At 69.5% G+C, this 17,300-nt stretch carries 19 protein-coding genes; 7 read left to right on the forward strand and 12 right to left on the reverse strand.

Annotated elements, in window-relative coordinates:
- Positions 1-4: 4 nt before the first annotated feature.
- From ABNX08_RS23030 to ABNX08_RS23050, 5 genes are all read left to right on the forward strand, one after another.
- A complete protein-coding gene (locus tag ABNX08_RS23030) occupies positions 5-1,060 on the forward strand; it encodes a peptidase M29 (RefSeq protein WP_022538011.1) in 1,056 nt (351 codons plus the stop codon).
- A gap of 2 nt (positions 1,061-1,062) precedes the next feature.
- Entirely contained in the window at positions 1,063-1,689 is a 627-nt protein-coding gene (locus ABNX08_RS23035) for an N-carbamoylsarcosine amidohydrolase (RefSeq protein ID WP_022538012.1), read from the forward strand.
- Positions 1,690-1,812: 123 nt separating this feature from the next.
- Positions 1,813-4,209 (forward strand): xanthine dehydrogenase family protein molybdopterin-binding subunit, encoded by a 2,397-nt coding sequence (locus ABNX08_RS23040; protein WP_022538013.1) that lies wholly within the window; start codon positions 1,813-1,815, stop codon positions 4,207-4,209.
- Between the two features lie 3 nt (positions 4,210-4,212).
- Complete coding sequence (locus tag ABNX08_RS23045; RefSeq protein ID WP_022538014.1) at positions 4,213-5,040, forward strand: xanthine dehydrogenase family protein subunit M; 828 nt, start codon at positions 4,213-4,215, stop codon at positions 5,038-5,040.
- Positions 5,041-5,049: 9 nt separating this feature from the next.
- A complete protein-coding gene (locus tag ABNX08_RS23050; protein WP_022538015.1) occupies positions 5,050-6,219 on the forward strand; it encodes a 2Fe-2S iron-sulfur cluster-binding protein in 1,170 nt (389 codons plus the stop codon).
- 35 nt (positions 6,220-6,254) lie between these two features.
- Here ABNX08_RS23050 and ABNX08_RS23055 read toward each other — a convergent pair whose 3' ends face one another.
- The gene (locus tag ABNX08_RS23055) at positions 6,255-6,860 is read right to left on the reverse strand and encodes a helix-turn-helix domain-containing protein (protein ID WP_022538016.1); all 606 of its coding nucleotides are present in this window, start codon (positions 6,858-6,860) and stop codon (positions 6,255-6,257) included.
- A 114-nt stretch (positions 6,861-6,974) separates the two neighbouring features.
- Between ABNX08_RS23055 and kbl the strand changes: the two genes are divergently transcribed.
- Positions 6,975-8,177: a glycine C-acetyltransferase gene (gene kbl, locus ABNX08_RS23060; RefSeq protein ID WP_022538017.1), complete on the forward strand. Its 1,203-nt coding sequence runs from the start codon at positions 6,975-6,977 to the stop codon at positions 8,175-8,177.
- Entirely contained in the window at positions 8,174-9,130 is a 957-nt protein-coding gene (locus tag ABNX08_RS23065; RefSeq protein WP_022538018.1) for an L-threonine 3-dehydrogenase, read from the forward strand. The genes kbl and ABNX08_RS23065 overlap by 4 nt, the downstream gene beginning before the upstream one ends.
- Positions 9,131-9,134: 4 nt before the next feature.
- Here ABNX08_RS23065 and ccmI read toward each other — a convergent pair whose 3' ends face one another.
- From ccmI to ABNX08_RS23120, 11 genes are all read right to left on the reverse strand, one after another.
- On the reverse strand, positions 9,135-10,343 hold the full coding sequence (ccmI, locus tag ABNX08_RS23070) for a c-type cytochrome biogenesis protein CcmI (RefSeq protein ID WP_022538019.1): 1,209 nt from the start codon (positions 10,341-10,343) through the stop codon (positions 9,135-9,137).
- Positions 10,340-10,816, reverse strand: a complete 477-nt coding sequence (locus tag ABNX08_RS23075) for a cytochrome c-type biogenesis protein (RefSeq protein WP_022538020.1) — start codon at positions 10,814-10,816, stop codon at positions 10,340-10,342. Before ABNX08_RS23075 ends, ccmI begins: the two co-directional genes overlap by 4 nt.
- On the reverse strand, positions 10,809-11,351 hold the full coding sequence (locus tag ABNX08_RS23080) for a DsbE family thiol:disulfide interchange protein (protein ID WP_022538021.1): 543 nt from the start codon (positions 11,349-11,351) through the stop codon (positions 10,809-10,811). Before ABNX08_RS23080 ends, ABNX08_RS23075 begins: the two co-directional genes overlap by 8 nt.
- Positions 11,348-13,360, reverse strand: coding sequence for a heme lyase CcmF/NrfE family subunit (locus ABNX08_RS23085; protein WP_022538022.1), 2,013 nt, complete (start codon positions 13,358-13,360; stop codon positions 11,348-11,350). Before ABNX08_RS23085 ends, ABNX08_RS23080 begins: the two co-directional genes overlap by 4 nt.
- On the reverse strand, positions 13,357-13,830 hold the full coding sequence (ccmE, locus tag ABNX08_RS23090) for a cytochrome c maturation protein CcmE (RefSeq protein WP_022538023.1): 474 nt from the start codon (positions 13,828-13,830) through the stop codon (positions 13,357-13,359). The genes ABNX08_RS23085 and ccmE overlap by 4 nt, the downstream gene beginning before the upstream one ends.
- Positions 13,827-13,970, reverse strand: coding sequence for a heme exporter protein CcmD (gene ccmD / locus ABNX08_RS23095; protein WP_022538024.1), 144 nt, complete (start codon positions 13,968-13,970; stop codon positions 13,827-13,829). Before ccmD ends, ccmE begins: the two co-directional genes overlap by 4 nt.
- A complete protein-coding gene (locus ABNX08_RS23100; RefSeq protein ID WP_022538025.1) occupies positions 13,967-14,758 on the reverse strand; it encodes a heme ABC transporter permease in 792 nt (263 codons plus the stop codon). Before ABNX08_RS23100 ends, ccmD begins: the two co-directional genes overlap by 4 nt.
- Positions 14,755-15,432: a heme exporter protein CcmB gene (gene ccmB / locus ABNX08_RS23105; protein ID WP_022538026.1), complete on the reverse strand. Its 678-nt coding sequence runs from the start codon at positions 15,430-15,432 to the stop codon at positions 14,755-14,757. Before ccmB ends, ABNX08_RS23100 begins: the two co-directional genes overlap by 4 nt.
- Positions 15,429-16,040: a cytochrome c biogenesis heme-transporting ATPase CcmA gene (ccmA, locus tag ABNX08_RS23110; RefSeq protein WP_041681971.1), complete on the reverse strand. Its 612-nt coding sequence runs from the start codon at positions 16,038-16,040 to the stop codon at positions 15,429-15,431. Before ccmA ends, ccmB begins: the two co-directional genes overlap by 4 nt.
- Before the next feature lie 87 nt (positions 16,041-16,127).
- Complete coding sequence (locus tag ABNX08_RS23115; RefSeq protein WP_041681972.1) at positions 16,128-16,715, reverse strand: cytochrome c3 family protein; 588 nt, start codon at positions 16,713-16,715, stop codon at positions 16,128-16,130.
- Positions 16,716-16,768: 53 nt separating this feature from the next.
- On the reverse strand, positions 16,769-17,287 hold the full coding sequence (locus ABNX08_RS23120; RefSeq protein ID WP_022538029.1) for a nitrate reductase cytochrome c-type subunit: 519 nt from the start codon (positions 17,285-17,287) through the stop codon (positions 16,769-16,771).
- Between the last annotated feature and the right edge of the window lie 13 nt (positions 17,288-17,300).

Here is a 17,300-nt window from a genome sequence, read left to right on the forward strand (position 1 = left end):
CGAAATGCCGGTAAGTGACCACCAGATGATCGAGGCCTGGCGCAAGGTGCTGAAGCTGTCACGGCTCGAGCCAGGACAGACCGTCACCATCCTGACCAGCGCCGCCACCCACCCGCAGACGCTGTCCACCGCGCTGATCGCGACCCAGGCGATGGGCGCCATCGTCAACCGGCTCGACCTGCCGCCGGTCAATGGCGAGAAGGCGCTGAGCCGCGACGCGCTGGCCTACCTGGGCACGACTCCGCTCACGGGCAACCGTGCAGCGATTGCCGCGCTCAGGGAAAGCGACCTGGTGCTTGACCTGATGACGCTGCTGTTCTCACCGGAGCAGCACGGCATCCTGAAGGGCGGCACGAAGATCCTGCTCGCCGTCGAGCCACCCGAGGTGCTGGCGCGCATGGTGCCGTGCGAGGCCGACCGCGAGCGCGTCAAGGCCGCCGCCGGGCGGCTGGCGGCCGCGAAGGAAATGCACGTGGTGTCGCCGGCCGGCACCGACCTGCGCTGCCCGCTGGGCGAGTTCCCCGCTATCAGCGAGTACGGCTTTGTCGACGAGCCCGGCCGCTGGGACCACTGGCCGAGCGGCTTCGCGCTGACCTGGCCGAACGAAGGCGCGGCCAGCGGCACCATCGTGCTGGACCGCGGCGACATCCTGCTGCCGCAGAAGACCTACGTCACCGAGCCGGTCAGGCTGACGGTGGAGGAGGGCTTTGCCACGCGCATCGAAGGCGGCCTGCATGCCGAGCTGCTGAGCGAGTACATGGCCTCGTTCAACGATCCCGAAGCCTATGCCATCTCGCATATCGGCTGGGGATTGCAGCCGCGCGCGCACTGGTCGACGCTCGGGCTGTACGACCGCGAAGCCACCATCGGCATGGATGCGCGCGCCTTCGAAGGCAACTTCCTGTTCTCGCTGGGTCCCAACAACGAAGCGGGCGGCAGCCGCACCACGGCCTGCCATATCGATATTCCCGTGCGCCACTGCACTGTGCGCCTTGACGGCGTGGACGTGGTGACCCGCGGCAAAGTCACCGACGGCTTCTGTTACCCGGAGGAAAAGTAGCCATGCACAAGGAGATCGGCGCATACCAGCGCCAGGGCTTCGGCAGCGAGCTGGAGCTGGACGGCCCGTTCGGGCTGCTGGTGGTGGATTTCGTCAACGGCTTTGCCGACCCGGACGTGTTCGGCGGCGGCAATATCCGCGAGGCCATCGCCAATACCGTGCCGCTGCTGGCGGTGGCGCGGCGCGAGGGCTGGGCCATCGCGCACAGCCGCATCGTCTTTGCGGACGATGGGTCGGATCACAACATCTTCTCCATGAAGGTGCCGAAGATGCTGTCGCTGAAGGAGCGCGCGCATAACAGCGTCATCGTCGAAGAACTGGCGCCGCAGGCGGGCGAACTGATGGTGCGCAAGACCGTGCCGTCGGCGTTCTTTGGCACGTCGCTGGCGGCGTGGCTCACGCAGCGCGGCGTGCGCACGCTGGCGGTGGCCGGTGCCGTGACCAGCGGCTGCGTGCGCGCCAGCGTGGTCGATGCCATGCAGTACGGCTTCCGGCCGCTGGTGTTGTCCGATTGCGTGGGCGACCGCGCAATCGGCCCGCATGAAGCGAACCTGTTCGACATGGCGCAGAAGTACGCAACGGTCACCACGCGTGCTGAAGGGCTGGCTGCCATCGGGGTGGGCGCATGAGCGCCGGCCACCGTGGCCAGCAAGGATGCGGTAAAGCCACAATTGACAACCTCTTGCGCAGTTTCATAGCATTTTGGTCAGTATGCTGAGTAACCAGGCGGAATCATCGGGACGGACAGGACAATGACATCGTCGACGGAACCGGATCATCCGGACGCAGTGCGCGGCCAGGGCGTAGGCGCTCGCGTGGCACGCAAGGAGGACGCCAGGCACCTGCATGGCAAGGGACGCTTCGTGGCGGATATCGCCATGCCGGACCTGCAGGAGGTGGCGTTCCTGCGCAGCCCGGTGGCGCATGCCCGGCTGTTGTCGGTGACCAAGCCCGCACGCCACGCGGCGGCGGTGATCGTGCGCGAAGACATGGCGGCCGCCAGCGATATCGTCGCCGACTCGGCGTTCCCCTCCTATCAGCCATCCGCACAGCCGCCGCTGGCCAGCGGCAAGGTGCGCTTCGTCGGCGAGCCGGTGGCGATGGCGTTCGCCCCGACCCGCGCCGAGGCGGAAGACATCGCCGAGCAGGTCGCGGTCGAGTTCGACGAGCTCACCGCACTGACCGACGTGACGCAGGCGCGCCAGCTGTCGGAGGAGGTGCGTGTGCACGATCACTGGCGCGACAACACCTTCCTGACGCTGAACGCCGACAAGAATTTCGAGGCGCGCCGGCACGAGGCCTCGGTCGTGGTCCGGCGCAGCATCGACCTGGCCCGCCAGTGCATGGTGCCGATGGAAGGCAAGGCGGTGCTCGCCTACTGGGACCACCAGTTCGACCAGCTGGTGGTGTACAGCGCCACGCAGGTGCCGCATATGATCCGCACCATCCTGGGCCACTGCCTGGGGCTAGAGCAGGAGCGCGTGCGCGTGATCTCGCCCGACGTGGGCGGCGCTTTCGGCTACAAGTGCGTGCTGCAGCAGGAAGAGCTGTGCATCGCCTGGCTCGCCATGACCTACAAGCGGCCGTTCCGCTTTATCGAGGACCGGCGCGAGCACCTGACCGCCGGCGCCAATTCGCGCGAGCACCACTACGACCTGACCGCCTACGCCGATGCCCGCGGCCGCCTGCTGGCGCTGGACGCAAAGATCGTGATCGACGGTGGCGCCTATTCGGTATGGCCGTTCACCATCGGGCTGGAGCCGGGGCAGGCGATCGGCAACCTGCCCGGGCCCTATGCCTTTGACGGCTATCGCTGCGAGACCACGTGCGTAGCCACCAACAAGCCGGGCTTCGTACCGTATCGCGGCGTGGCGCGCACCGGCGTCTGCTTTGCGATGGAACTGATGATCGACGCCATCGCGCGCGAGGTGCAGCGCGAGCCATGGGAAGTGCGCTGCGAGAACCTGGTGCCGCCCGAGGCCATGCCCTACGTCAACGTCAGCAACAAGCACTTCGACGGTGGCGACTATCCGGCCAGCGTGCGCAAGGCCATGGAAATGATCGGCCTGCCCGAAATCCGCGCGCGCCAGCGGGCGGGGCCGCAGGGCAGCCGCTATGTCGGCGTGGGCTTTGGCACCTACACGGAGCAGTCGGCGCACGGCACCTCGGTGTTCGCGGCCTGGGGCACGCCGGTGATCCCGGGCTACGATTCGGCCACGGTGCGCATCACGCCGGATGGCGGGCTGGAGGTGCGTGTCGGCGTGCATTCGCACGGGCAGGGCATGGAGACCACGTTCGCGCAGATTGCGCACGAGATCCTGGGCATCGATATCGGGCGGATCAAGCTGGTGCATGGCGATACCGGGCTGACGCCGTTCTCGACCGGCACCTATGCCTCGCGCTCGCTGGTGATGTCGGGCGGCGCGGTGTCGCGCGCCTGCAAGGCACTGCTGCCGCGCCTGCAGAAGATCGGCGCGCATATGCTGGGGCAGCCGGTGGAGGCGGTCGCCTTCGCAGCGGGCACTGTCCGGGCCGGCGATGCCGGCGGCGTCGATATCGTCCGCATTGCCAACGCGTGGTACATCAATCCACACCTGCTGCCGCCTGACGTCGACGCGCAGGGTCTGGAGGTCACCATGGGCTTCAAGCCGGCGGTCGATACCGGCAGCTTTACCTACGCCACGCATGCCGTCGCGGTGGAGGTCGATGTCGACTCGGGCCATGTCGAGATCCTCGACTACGTGGTGGTCGAGGACTGCGGCACCATGATCAACCCGATGGTGGTCGAAGGCCAGACCTACGGCGGGGTCGCGCAGGGCATCGGCACCGCGATGTTCGAAGAGATGCGCTACGACGGCAACGGCCAGCCGCTGGCGTCGACGCTGGCGGACTACATGCTGCCCGGGCCGACCGAGATCCCGGCGATTCGCATCCATCATTTCGAGACGCCGTCGCCGCATACCGAGTTCGGCGCCAAGGGCATGGGCGAGGGTGGGGCCATCGCGCCGCCCGCGGCCATCTTCAACGCGGTGAACGACGCCTTGCGCGGCTTCGGCGTCGAACTGAAGGAAACGCCGCTGACGCCAAGAAAGATCCTTGAAGCGCTGGATGCGGCAGAAGCCGGCGCGCAAAACATGAAGGCAGCCTGACCGATGAAAGCCGTCGCCTTTTCCTATCATGCGCCCGGCTCGCTGCCGGAGGCGCTGGCCCGCCTGGGCGCGGGCACCGATGTCGCCAAGACCATGGGCGGAGGCCAGTCGCTCGGCCCGATGCTGAACCTGCGGCTGACCCGTCCCGACACGGTGGTTGATGTGTCCGGGCTGGCCGCGCTGCGCGAAGTCAGCGCAACGCCCGACGGCATTCGCATCGGCGCCTGCGTCACCCATGCACAGATCGAGGATGGTGTGTTCGCGCCGCTGCGCGGCACGATGCTGCAGGCCGTGGCCGGCGGCATCGCCTATCGCGCGATCCGCAACCGCGGCACTGTCGGCGGCAGCCTCGCCCATGCGGACCCTGCCGCGGACTGGGTGGTGGTGATGACGGCGCTGGGTGCGCGCATCGAGATCGCTTCGTCCTCCGGTGCCCGCCAGGCGCCCATGGAAGCCTTTATGGTCGGTGCCTACACCACCGTGCTGGCGGACGGCGAACTGATTGCGGCGGTGCACGTGCCGCCGGCCACGGCGCACAGCCGATGGGGCTACCAGAAGCTATGCCGCAAGACTGGCGAGTTTGCCGAAGCCAGCTGCGCCGCGTACTTCGACGCCAGCCGCCGCTTTGCACGGATCGTGCTCGGCGCGCTGGACGGCGCGCCGGTGGTGCTGCCCGCGCTCACGCGCGCGGTCGCGGGGCAAGGTGCCGCGGCGCTCACGGCCAGCGCCGTGGACGAGGCCGTGGCGCAGGCGGCGCCGGGCAAGGACGCCATCGACCGCAAGCTTTACCGTACCGTCGTGATGCGCTGCGTCACGCAAATGCTGAACTGAGGAGCGCCCGTGCAGACCATCGAATTCACCGTCAACGGCCGCCAGGTTTCCGGCGCGTGCGCGGACCGCACGCACCTGGGCGACTTCCTGCGCGACACGCACCGCCTGACCGGCACCCACCTCGGCTGCGAGCATGGCGTGTGCGGCGCCTGCACCGTGCTGCTCGACGACAAGCCGGTGCGCTCGTGCATCACCTTCGCGGCGGCCTGCCAGGGCGCCGACATCGTCACCGTCGAAGGCTACCAGGACGATGGCGTGATGGCCGACCTGCGCGCGGCGTTCAACCAGCACCACGCGCTGCAGTGCGGCTTCTGCACGCCGGGCATGCTGGCGACCGCGCGCGATATCGTGCTGCGCCTGCCTGACGCCGATGACGCCACCATCCGCCACGAGCTGTCAGGCAACCTGTGCCGCTGCACCGGCTATATGGGGATCGTCGCTGCCATCCGCGCGGTACTGGACGCGCGCCGCGACGCAGCAGGCGTGATTGCGCGGCACGCCGCGGGCGCGGCGCCGGCCGAAGCGCCGTTCACCAGTTTTGCCGTTGCCGACGAAGCGCTCGGCACGCTGCCGCACCTGACCGCAAGCACCGGCGCAGAGGCGGAACGGTCAGCCGACCGCAAAGGCTGGTCGCGCATCGAAGGCAGCTTCACCGTCCCCTACGCGCTCGACGCTGTATGGGCCTTCATGGCCGACCTGCCGGCCGTGGCGGGCTGCCTGCCGGGCGCGGTACTGACCGAAGTGGCGGGGGAAAAGGTCAAGGGTCATATCGCCATCAAGTTCGGCCCCATGTCGGCGAAGTTCGAGGGCGCCGCACGCCTGCAGCGCGATGACGCACTCAAGCGCGGCGTGCTGAAGGGCGCGGGCCAGGACTCGCTCAGCAATTCCAAGGCCGCGGGCGATATCGCCTACCAGCTGAAGGCGCTCTCCGCGCACGAGACCGAAGTCGCGGTCGACCTGCAGTATTCGCTGCAAGGGCCGCTGGCGCAGTTCTCGCGATCGGGGCTGGTGCGCGATTTCGTGCGGCGCATGATTGCCGATTTCGGCAAGTCGGTGGCGCGCCGGATGGACCCGACGCTGAGCGATGCCGAGCGCAACCAGGCGGTACGCCTCAATCCCGTGGCGATGTTCTTCGGCGTGCTGTGGGAGCGGGTCAAACGGTGGTTCGGCGCCCGCTGAACACGCCCGCCGGGCTGTCGCAACCCTTGCCCGCGTCAGCCCGGATGCACTACAACCAGTAGTGCGGTGGCAGTGGTCTTGCCGCCATTGGAGATCGCATGTGCGACATCGGCCGCATAGCGCGCCGTCTCGCCGTGCCGCAGCTTCTTCTCGTTGGCGCCGGCGCGCACCGTTACCGACCCGCTCAGCACCGACAGGTGTTCCTGCGTGCCGGCCTCATGGGGCTCGGAGGCCAGCACGCCGCCGGCCTGGATGGTCAGCTCATACCACTCGAAGCGCCCGGCCAGGTCGATCGGGCCGAGGATGCGCAGGTCGCAGCGGGTATCGGGACTTTTCAGCGAGGGCGTGGCGTGGGGCTGGACCACGGTGATGCCGCCGCCGGGCCGCTCGGCCGCGCCGCCCGCGAGGAAATCCGTCAGGCTCACGCCCAGCGCATTGGCCAGGCGCCACAGCACGGCCACGGTCGGGTTGGCGAGGTTGCGTTCGATCTGCGACAGCATCGACTTGGACACCCCGGCGCGGCGCGACAGTTCGTCGAGCGACAGGCGCTGCTGCTGCCGCAGTGCCTGCAGCGCCAGGCCGACGGCGGGAGGGCCTTCGGGCTGCTGGGGTGGCGAGCTCTGGACAAGGGCTTGCGTCATGGTTGGATGTTCGTTATATTGCGCAAAACGTTCGATATACAGAACGTGTTCGATTTATCGATCGAATCGTAGCATATCGCCTGCACGCCATTGCCCACCAACGGGAGCCAAGCCATGTCGAATGCCGAGGCATTCTATGCATCCATCCGCACCGAACTCGACGCCATCCGCGAGGCGGGACTGTTCAAGCAGGAGCGCGTGATCGCCACGCCGCAGGGCGCCCGGGTGCGCACTGCCGACGGCCGCGAGGTCATCAACTTGTGCGCCAACAACTACCTGGGCCTGTCGTCCCACCCGCAGGTGATCGAGGCCGCGCACGAGGCGCTGCGCACGCATGGCTACGGCCTGAGCTCGGTGCGCTTTATCTGCGGCACGCAGGACCTGCACAAGACGCTGGAGCGGCGGCTGTCGGCCTTCCTCGGCACCGAGGACACCATCCTCTACGGCTCGGCCTTCGATGCCAACGGCGGTTTGTTCGAGACGCTGCTGGGCGCGGACGACGCGATCATCAGCGACGCACTCAACCATGCCTCGATCATCGACGGCATTCGCCTGAGCAAGGCACGACGCTACCGCTACCAGCATAACGACCTGGACGACCTGCGCGTGCAGCTGGCGCAGGCGCAGGCGGACGGCGCACGCTTCACGCTGGTCTTTACCGACGGCGCGTTCTCGATGGACGGCACCATTGCCCGGCTCGACGAGATGCGCGCGATCTGCGATGAATACGGCGCGCTGCTCGGCATCGACGAATGCCATGCGACGGGCTTCCTCGGCGCGCGCGGGCGCGGCACGCATGAGCTGCGTGGCGTGTTCGGCAAGATCGACATCATCACCGGCACGTTGGGCAAGGCGCTCGGCGGCGCCTCCGGCGGCTTCACCAGCGCGCGCACGGAAGTGGTGGCGCTGCTGCGCCAGCGCTCGCGGCCCTACCTGTTCTCCAATACGGTGGCGCCGGCCATCGTGGGCGCATCGATCGCGGTGCTCGATATCCTGGAAGGCAGCACCGAGCTGCGCGACCGGCTCGAGCGCAACACGGCGTTCTTCCGCGCCGGGCTCGGCAAGCTGGGCTTCGACGTCAAGGCGGGCGACCATCCCATCATCCCGATCATGGTCTACGACGCCGACAAGGCGCAGCAGCTCGCGCAACGTCTGCTGGAACTCGGCGTGTACGTGGTGGGCTTCTTCTATCCTGTGGTGCCAAAAGGCCAGGCCCGCATCCGCGTGCAGATGAGCGCGCTGCATGACGAAGCCGCGCTGCAAGCCGCGCTCGACGCCTTCGGCCAGGCTGGCCGCGAACTGGGGCTGATTCGATGAGCGAGGGCAAACCGAAGATCCTGATCGTCGGCGCGAACGGGCAGATCGGATCGGAACTGGCACTGGCACTGGCCGAGCGCTACGGGCGCACCAACGTCATCACCTCCGACGTGGTGCCCACCGGCCGCCACGTGCACCTGACGCACGAGATGATCAACGCCACGGACCGCGGTGAACTGGCCTCCGTGGTCGAGCGCCATGGCATCACGCAGGTCTACCTGCTCGCCGCGGCCTTGTCCGCCACCGGCGAGAAGGCGCCGCAGTGGGCGTGGAATCTCAACATGACCAGCCTGCTCAACGTGCTGGAGCTGGCGCGCCAGACCGGCCTGGAGCGCGTGTTCTGGCCCAGCTCGATCGCCGCCTTCGGCCCGACCACGCCGCGCGACGCCACGCCGCAGAAGACCGTGATGGAGCCCACCACCGTCTACGGCATCTCCAAGCAGGCGGGCGAGGGCTGGTGCCGCTGGTACCACGCCAACCACGGCGTGGACGTGCGCAGCGTGCGCTATCCCGGCCTGATCTCGCACAAGACCCCGCCGGGCGGCGGCACCACCGATTATGCCGTCGATATCTTCCATGCAGCGGTGAAGGGCGAGCCTTACACCTGCTTCCTGAAGGAAGACGAGGCGCTGCCGATGATGTATATGCCCGACGCCATCCGCGCCACCATCGAACTGATGGAGGCGCCGGCGGACAAGCTGAGCGAGCGCGGCAGCTACAACATCGCCGGCATGAGCTTCACGCCGGCGCAGATTGCCGCGGCCATCCGCGAGCAGGTGCCGGGGTTCGAGATCCGCTATGAACCGGACTATCGCCAGGCGATCGCGCAGGGCTGGCCGGATTCGATCGACGATTCGGTCGCGCGCGCGGACTGGGGATGGAAAGCGGAGTATGGGTTGAAGGAGATGGTGGCGGATATGCTGGCTAACCTGAAGGCTTCGCTGCCCGCCTGAGCCGCTACGGTGCGATCGCACCGTCGATGGCAATCCTGATCCCCTCGCTGCCGACCGCCACCGGTCCGGTACGCCCGACCAGGTCGCCTGCCTTCGGCAAGGCACTGCCGGTCGCGGAAATCCGTGCTTCCAGCATGACCTGCTGCTGCCCTGACAACCTGTGGTCCGGCCGCATTGCCATCGCGTCGTCGAGCGTGAACGACAGCGGCAGGTCGCGCGCCTGGCGGCGCATCACCGCCAGCGGCATGCGCGAGCCGTCGGCCGGCAGCGCATAGACGAACAGCGTGTCGCCGGGTTGCGGCATGCGCCCGGCCTTTTCGCTCAGCGTGACCAGGCCAGTGATCCTTGCTGCCGGCTCCGCTTGTGCAGGCGCCCCGCGCACGGCCGCGAGGTTGGCCACGACCCTGGCCGCCGTCTGCGAATCCGCCGGCAGCAGCCGCTGCAGGTGCTCCCAGTAGCCGATCGCCGCCTGCTTGTCGCCACGTTCGACCGCTGCGCTTGCTGCCAGCGCGAGCCCCTTGGGATCGTCCGGATCCAGCTTCAGCGCCTGCCGTATCTGCGCCATCGGCGGGCCTTCCAGCGAGCCGCCGTTCAGGCTGGCCAGCACGTCGGCGTAGTCGGAGCGCAGCGGCGCGGCCTCCGGCGCCAGTTCGATCGCACGGGCGTAGGCCGCGGCGGCGTCGGCGTGGCGTTCCAGCACGCTGTAGGAGCGTGCCAGCATGGCCCAGCCCTGGGCGTCGTCGGGCGCTTCGCGCAGGCGCTGCGCGAGCTGGGTGACCATGCCCTCGACCTGCGCGCCGCTGAGCTGGTGCTGGCTGCCGCCGGCGGCGGGGAGGTCGTCGGCGCGCCAGAGCGCGACCGGGTTGCCCAGGTGCAGGTAGAGCAGGATGGCGGCGCTGGGCAGCAATGCCAGCAGCAAGGCGGCGAGCAGCGGCGAGCCGGCGGCCCGTGCCGTGCCGGCGGCGGTTCCGGCGGTGTCATCGAGCAGCCGGCGGCCCAGTTCGTCGCGCGCTTCGGTGTGCCGGGCGGTGGTGAGGGTGCCGCTGCGCAGGTCGGCATCCAGTTCGCGCAACTGGTCGCGATACAGCGCTACCAGCAGCGCGCGCTCGGGCAGGCCGGGGTCCGGCGCGGCGCGGCGGCGCAGCAGCGGCCACAGCAGGCAGGCCATGGTGGCGGCGATCAGGGCGGCGGCGAGCAGCCAGAAGGTCGTCATGGCGGTCCGCTCCGGGCGGGCGGGTCGGCGGTCTCGCCCAACAGGTCCGCAAGCCGTTGCCGCGCACCGGTGTCGAGCGCGTCGTCCGGGGCGCGGCTGCGCGAACGCGCGCGCAGGATGGCAACGGCCACGCCGGCCAGCAGCAGCAGCGGGCCGAACCACAGCAGCCACGTCACTGGCCGCAGCGGCGGCTTGTACAGCACGAAGTCGCCATAACGCTGCGCCAGGTAGTCCCTGACCGCGGCGTCGCTGGCGCCGGCGCGCAGTTGCTCGCGGATCTGGCGGCGCAGGTCGACGGCCAGGTCGGCGTTGGAATCGGCCAGCGTCTGGTTCTGGCACACCAGGCAGCGCAGCTGTGCTGACAGCGCATGGACGCGCGCATCGAGTTCGGCTTCAGACAGCGTGGCCGCGGCTGCCAGCATCGACAGGCAGCATAACGGCACGGCCAGCCATGCATGCGCGCCGCTACGCATGGTTGCCTCCCTGCTTCTCAAGCTGTTCGATCAGCGGGATCAGCTTGCGCTCCAGCACCTCGCGCGTGACCGGGCCGACCTGGCGGTAGCGCACCACGCCCTGCTGGTCGATGACGAAGGTCTCGGGCACGCCATAGACGCCGTAGTCGATGCCCACGCGGCCATCGGCATCGACCAGCGATGCCGTATAAGGATTGCCCAGGCGCTGCAGCCAGTCGCGCGCCGCGGCGGATTGGTCCTTGTAGTTCAGGCCGTAGAGCGGCACCGGCGAGCGCGCGGCAAAGTCCACCAGCAGCGGATGCTCGGTGCGGCAGGCGGCGCACCACGACGCCCACACATTCAGCAGCCAGACCTTGCCACGCATGTCGGCGGAGGCCAGGGTGCGGCCCTCGGGTTCCAGCAGCGGCAGCTGGAACGTCGGCGCGGCCTTGCCGACCAGCGGCGACGGCAGCTCGCGCGGGTCGTGGCGCAGGCCGGCGGCCAGTGCGACGGCGAGTGCCAGGAACGCGGCGAGCGGCAGCAGGAAGCGCGTCATGCAGGGGTCTCCTCGTGTGCGGAGGCCAGCGCGGGCACTGCCGCTGCATCGGGCGCGGCAGCCGGTTCCGCGGCCGCGCGGCGGCGCAGCCGGTAGCGCTTGTCGCACGCGGCCAGCACGCCGCCCAGCGCCATCAGCACGCAGCCGGCCCAGATCCAGTCGACAAAAGGCTTGACGTGGATGCGCACGGCCCACGCCGTGCCGTCGACGTTCTCGCCCAGCGCCACATAGAGATCGCGCGTCAGGCCGCTGTCGATCGCGGCCTCGGTGGTGGGCATGTCCTGGCTGCGGTAGATGCGGCGCTCCGGCGTGAGCACCGCCACCCGCCTGCCGTCGCGCAAAGCCTCCACCACGCCGCGCAAGGCGTCGTAGTTGGGGCCGCTGGCCTGCTTCACGCCGGCGAAGCGGAAGTCGTAGCCGCCCACGCTGACGCTGTCGCCTGCGCGCATCGGCAGCTCGCGCAGGCTTTCCTGGCCGGATACCAGCGTCACCCCTGCGATAAAGACGCCTACGCCGGCATGCGCCAGCAGCATGCCGACATAGCCCGGCGGCAGCTGCCGCAGCGCGGCCAGCCGCCGTCCTTGCTGGTGCCGCAGCCGCGCCGCCAGGCTGGCCACGGCGCTGAGCACGCTCCACGCGGCCAGCAGCAGTCCCAGCCCTGTCAGTGCCGAGGCATCGCGCAGCATCAGCAGCAGGCCCAGGCCGATTGCCAGGCTTGCCACGGCCGCCCAGCGCAAGCGCCGCCCCATGTCGGGCAGGCTGCCGTGGCGCCAGCGCGCCAGCGGCGCCGCGCCCATCAGCAGAACCGCGGGCGCCATCAGCGGCACGAACACCTGCTCGAAGTAGGCCGGGCCGACCGAGATCTTGCCCAGCCCCAGCACATCGACCAGCAGCGGGTAAAGCGTGCCGAGCAGCACCGTGGCCGCGGCCACCGCCAGCAGCACGTTGTTGGCGAGCAGCAGCGACTCGCGCGAGACCGCGGCAAACGCGGCCCGCCTGGCCAGCTTCGGCGCGCGCCAGGCATACAGCGCCAGCGCCAGCCCGGTGACCAGCCCCAGCAGCGCGAGGATAAACACGCCGCGCTTCGGGTCGACCGCGAACGCATGGACCGAGGTCAGCACGCCGGAGCGGACCAGGAAGGTGCCGAGCAGGCTCAGCGAGAAGGTGAAGATCGCGAGCAGCACGGTCCAGGCGCGGAAGGCGCCGCGTTTCTCGGTGACCGCCAGCGAATGCATCAGCGCGGTGCCGGCCAGCCATGGCATGAACGAGGCGTTCTCCACCGGATCCCAGAACCACCAGCCGCCCCAACCCAGTTCGTAGTAGGCCCAGGCGCTGCCCAGCATGATGCCGAGCGTCAGGAAGGCCCACGCCACCGTGGTCCAGGGGCGCGACCAGCGCGCCCACGCGGCATCGACACGCCCGGCCAGCAGCGCCGCCACGGCAAAGGCGAAGGTCACCGAGAAGCCCACGTAGCCCATGTAGAGCAGCGGCGGGTGGAACACCATGCCCGGGTCCTGCAGCAGCGGATTGAGGTCGCGGCCCTCCATCGCGGGCGGCAGCAGCCGCACGAAAGGATTGGACGCGAACAGCAGGAACAGCAGGAAGCCCGCGCTGATCGCGCCCATCACGGCCAGCACGCGCGCCACCACGGCCAGCGGCAACTGCCGGCTGAACCGCGACACGGCCAGCGACCACAGCGCCAGCATCAGCGTCCACAGCAGCATCGAGCCTTCATGACCGCCCCAGACCGCGGCGACCCGGTAGGCCAGCGGCAGCGCACTGTTGGCATTGGCGGCCACGTAGCGCACGCTGAAGTCGTTGCCGACAAAGGCCCAGGTCAGCGCGCCGAAGGCCAGCGCCACCAGCAGGCATTGCACGCGTGCGGCGGGGCGCGCGAGCGCCATCCAAGCCAGGTTGCCGCGCGCCGCGCCGGCCAGCGGCACCGCCGCTTGCACCAGCGCCACCAGCAGGGCCACGATCAGCGCGAAATGGCCGAGCTCGGCGATCATTGCCGGACTCCCTGCGCCGGCGCGGCTTCCGCCATGCGGCGGTTGACCTGCTCAGCCTGCTTCAGCGCGTCGGCCGCTTCCGGCGGCATGTAGTTCTCGTCGTGCTTGGCCAGCACCTCGCTGGCGACAAAGGTGCCGTCCGGCTCCAGCTTGCCACGCGCCACCACGCCCTTGCCCTCGCGGAACAGGTCGGGCAGCAGGCCGCGGTAGCGCACCGGCACCTGGCGTGCGGTGTCGGTGACGACGAAGCGCACCGTCATGCCGTCGCCTTCGCGCCGGATTGAGCCGGGCGCCACCAGCCCGCCCAGGCGGAAGCTGCGCGCCACCGGCGCCTCGTGCGCGGCGACCTGGCTCGGGCTGAAGAAGAACACCAGGTTGGAGCGAAAGGCGTTGAGCACCAGCGCGGCCGCGATGCCGCCGCAGGCGAGCGCCGCGGCAAGCATTCCGAAGCGGCGCTGGCGCGGCGTCATCGGCGGGCTTGCGCGCGTGCGGCGCGGCTGCGGCGTGCCAGCAGCACCAGTTCGAGTGCCAGCATCAGCGCACTGACGCCGAAGGCCCCGACGATGTAGATGCCGTGGTGCCCATAGGGCAGCAGCGATGAAAGTGTCATGATGTCTCCCCCGAAGCCCCCGGCGCGGCCTGGAGCACTTCGCCGCGCTCGCGCAGGATGCAGCGCACGCGCACCAGCGCCACGGCGATGGTGTACATCCAGCAGGCCAGCGTCATCAGCAGCATGCCGGCCAGCATGGTGGCCGCCATCGATGGCGCCGCGGTCAGGCTGACCGAGGCGCCCTGGTGCAGCGTGTTCCACCACTGCACCGAGAAATAGATCACGGGGATATTGACCACGCCCACCAGCGCCAGCACCGCGCAGGCGCATTCGGCGCGGCGCGGCTCGTCGATGGCCGCTTCCAGCGCGATAAAGCCCAGGTACAGGAACAGCAGGATCAGCTCGGACGTGAGCCGCGCATCCCAGACCCACCACGTGCCCCAGGTCGGCTGGCCCCACAGCGCGCCGGTCCATAGCGCCAGCGCGGTGAAGAGCGCGCCGGTGGGCGCCAGCGCCGAGGCCATCATCGACGACAGCCGCGTGCGCAGCACCAGCGCCAGCGCGCAATACGCCGCCATCACCAGGTAGATGAACATCGACATCCAGGCTGCCGGCACGTGGATGAAGATGATCCGGTAGACCTCGCCCTGCTGCGCGTCGGTGGGTGCAACGGCAAAGCCGATCCAAAGCCCGGCCACCGCAAACAACGCGGCCGCGGCAAAGAACCAGGGCGCCATGCGACCCGCGAGCGGATAGAAGCGGACCGGCGCCGCATAGGCCAGCCAGCCGCCGCGCGTGCGCGGCCCTGGCGTGGCAGCGGGATGGACGGATGGCAACGGCTGGCTCATGCCGGCGTCTCCATGGCAATGCGCAGCCCGGCGGCGGTCGCCAGCGGGCACAGGAACAAGGACAACGCCAGGCACGCGCCCAGCAGCGAAAACTGCGGCAGCACATCGAGCCCGGCGTCGGCAGCGGCGGCCGCGCTGGCGCCGAACACCAGCACCGGCACGCACAGCGGCAGCACCAGGATGCACAGCAGCACCGCGCCGCCGCGCACGCCCAGCGTCAGCGCCGCGCCCACCGCGCCGATCAGGCTCAGCGCTGGGGTGCCGACCAGCAGCGAGGCCGCCAGCAGCAGCGAGGCGCTTGCGGGCAGCCCGTACTGCTGCGCCAGCAACGGCGTCAGCAGCAGCAGCGGCAGGCCGCTGGCAAGCCAGTGCGCGGCGATCTTGGCCAGCACCAGCAGCGCCAGCGGGTGCGGCGACAGCAGCAACTGGTCCAGGCTGCCATCCGCATGCTCCTGCGCGAACAGCCGCGACAGCGACAGCATCGACGCCAGCAGTGCCGTCACCCACAGGATGCCCGGCGCCAGCGCCCGCAACTGCTGCGGCTCGGGTCCGATCGCCAGCGGGAACAGGCTGGCGGCGATGACGTAGAACACCACGCTGCCGAGCAGGCTGGCGCGCCGCCGCCAGGACAGCGAGACATCGTGCGCGACGATCGCGGCCAGCGTGCGCATCATGCCGGCGCCCCGAGGTGCAGCACCGCGCCGCCCGCGGGCAGCAGCTGGTGCGTGGCGATCACGGCGATGCCGCCGGCGGCCAGGTGGGCATCGAGCTGGGCATCGAAATGCGCGCAGGCGTCGGCGTCGAGCGCGGCCACGGGCTCGTCGAGCAGCCACAGCGCGCGCCGGGCCAGCGACAGCCGCGCCAGCGCGACCCGCCGGCGCTGCCCTTGCGACAGCGCGCGCACGGGGGTGTGTGCGACCCGCTCCAGTCCCTGTGCCGCCAGCGCGGGCGCGACCGCACCGGCCCCGTCATCCCCCGCCAGCCGCGCGGCAAAGCGCAGGTTCTCCGCCGGGCTCAGGTCAGGGTCGATACCGTTGGTGTGGCCCACGTAGGCCAATGCCTGCTGGTAGGCCGGATCGCCGGCGCGCACCGGGCGGCCGCGCCAGTGCAGCGCGCCGTCGTCAGGCATGGCCAGCCCGCACAGCACGCGCAGCAGGCTGGTCTTGCCGCTGCCGTTGGGACCCAGCACCTGCAGCAGGTCGCCGGGACCGAGTGCGAGGTCGATGCCGCGCAGCACCGGCCGCCCGGCGCGCGACAGGCCCAGCCCGCTGCCATGCAGCACCGGTACGACGTCGCCGCCGGCGGTGGCGCAAAGTGGGGATTCAGGCAGCAGTTCGGATGGCAGGGCAGACGAGCGGACAGGCACGCGTCATTTCTCCTGGGCCTGCGAGATGTCGGGAAGCCGGTGCGCGATGCCCTTGTGGCAGTCGATGCATGTCTTCTCCTTGTTGGCCAGGTAGGTGGAGTGCATCTCCTGCGCGCGCGGGCTCTGTCGCGTGAAGTCCATCGACTGGTAGTCGTGGCAGTTGCGGCATTCCAGCGAGTCGTTGGCCTTGAAGCGCGCCCACTCGTGCTGGGCCAGCTCCAGCCGGTGCGCCTGGAACTTCTCGCGGGTGTCGATGGTGCCGAAGATCTTGGCCCAGACCTCCTTGGACGCCTGCATCTTGCGTGCCATCTTGGTGGTCCAGTTGTGCGGCACATGGCAGTCCGAGCACTTGGCGCGCACGCCGCTGCGGTTGGTGAAGTGGATGGTGCCCTGCAGTTCCTGGTAGACGTTGTCGCGCATCTCGTGGCAGCCGGTGCAGAACTGCTCGGTGTTGGTCAGCTCCAGCGCGGTATTGAACGCGCCCCAGAACACCACGCCCGCGATAAAGCCGCCCAGCGTCAGGAAGCCCAGGCTGAAATAGGCGCTGGGCCGGTTGATGGTTCGCCAGTAGCGCTTGATCAGGTCGAGCATGGCGCGCATCCGCTGTTATGGTTGTTGACGTGCCTGGCCAGGCCCCGGTGCGGCTAGTTGGCCGTGCCCTTCGCGCCCGTCGCGCCGGGCTTGCCGGGCTTGCGCTTGAGCAACTCCTCGACGTCGACGAAGGAGTTGCCCACCAGCGGCTTGGCCTCGGCCTGCGGCACGTGGCACTGCGTGCAGAAGTAGCGGCGCGGCGACACGTCGGCCAGCACATTGTTGTCGCGGTCCATGTAGTGGGTGATGCTGACCGGGATCGCCTGGGTCTCCTCGGTGCGTGTGCGCGCGTGGCAGAACATGCAGCGGTTGAAGTCCTTGTCCACCTGGTAGCCGTCGATCTTGTGCGGGATCGTGGGCGGCTGCATGGTGTAGTTGCGGGTGCGGCGGATGTCCTTGTTCTCGGTCGGGTAGAGCAGCGGCGGCTTGGGCTCGTTGCCGATGGCGGTGGGGCCGCGCATCGCGTCGACCAGGCCCTGCGCGCGTGCGGGCGTGCCCGACGGCAGCGCCAGCACCGCCAGCAGCAGCGTGCACAGGGCCAGCAGGCGGGTCCAGGATCGGCTCGGCTTCATGGCGTCTCCCTCT

The sequence above is a fragment of the Cupriavidus sp. DF5525 genome (genome assembly GCF_040149425.2).
Classification (GTDB): Bacteria; Pseudomonadota; Gammaproteobacteria; order Burkholderiales; family Burkholderiaceae; genus Cupriavidus; species Cupriavidus pickettii_A.

Bases quoted from the DNA above. Each gene is read 5' to 3' on its own strand.
- ABNX08_RS23030 (WP_022538011.1), top strand. From the start codon at position 5: ATGCCGGTAAGTGACCACCAGATGATCGAGGCCTGGCGCAAGGTGCTG.
- ABNX08_RS23035 (WP_022538012.1), top strand. From the start codon at position 1,063: ATGCACAAGGAGATCGGCGCATACCAGCGCCAGGGCTTCGGCAGCGAG.
- ABNX08_RS23040 (WP_022538013.1), top strand. From the start codon at position 1,813: ATGACATCGTCGACGGAACCGGATCATCCGGACGCAGTGCGCGGCCAG.
- ABNX08_RS23045 (WP_022538014.1), top strand. From the start codon at position 4,213: ATGAAAGCCGTCGCCTTTTCCTATCATGCGCCCGGCTCGCTGCCGGAG.
- ABNX08_RS23055 (WP_022538016.1), bottom strand. From the start codon at position 6,860: ATGACGCAAGCCCTTGTCCAGAGCTCGCCACCCCAGCAGCCCGAAGGC.
- kbl (WP_022538017.1), top strand. From the start codon at position 6,975: ATGTCGAATGCCGAGGCATTCTATGCATCCATCCGCACCGAACTCGAC.
- ABNX08_RS23065 (WP_022538018.1), top strand. From the start codon at position 8,174: ATGAGCGAGGGCAAACCGAAGATCCTGATCGTCGGCGCGAACGGGCAG.
- ccmI (WP_022538019.1), bottom strand. From the start codon at position 10,343: ATGACGACCTTCTGGCTGCTCGCCGCCGCCCTGATCGCCGCCACCATG.
- ABNX08_RS23075 (WP_022538020.1), bottom strand. From the start codon at position 10,816: ATGCGTAGCGGCGCGCATGCATGGCTGGCCGTGCCGTTATGCTGCCTG.
- ABNX08_RS23080 (WP_022538021.1), bottom strand. From the start codon at position 11,351: ATGACGCGCTTCCTGCTGCCGCTCGCCGCGTTCCTGGCACTCGCCGTC.
- ABNX08_RS23085 (WP_022538022.1), bottom strand. From the start codon at position 13,360: ATGATCGCCGAGCTCGGCCATTTCGCGCTGATCGTGGCCCTGCTGGTG.
- ccmE (WP_022538023.1), bottom strand. From the start codon at position 13,830: ATGACGCCGCGCCAGCGCCGCTTCGGAATGCTTGCCGCGGCGCTCGCC.
- ccmD (WP_022538024.1), bottom strand. From the start codon at position 13,970: ATGACACTTTCATCGCTGCTGCCCTATGGGCACCACGGCATCTACATC.
- ABNX08_RS23100 (WP_022538025.1), bottom strand. From the start codon at position 14,758: ATGAGCCAGCCGTTGCCATCCGTCCATCCCGCTGCCACGCCAGGGCCG.
- ccmB (WP_022538026.1), bottom strand. From the start codon at position 15,432: ATGATGCGCACGCTGGCCGCGATCGTCGCGCACGATGTCTCGCTGTCC.
- ABNX08_RS23115 (WP_041681972.1), bottom strand. From the start codon at position 16,715: ATGCTCGACCTGATCAAGCGCTACTGGCGAACCATCAACCGGCCCAGC.
- ABNX08_RS23120 (WP_022538029.1), bottom strand. From the start codon at position 17,287: ATGAAGCCGAGCCGATCCTGGACCCGCCTGCTGGCCCTGTGCACGCTG.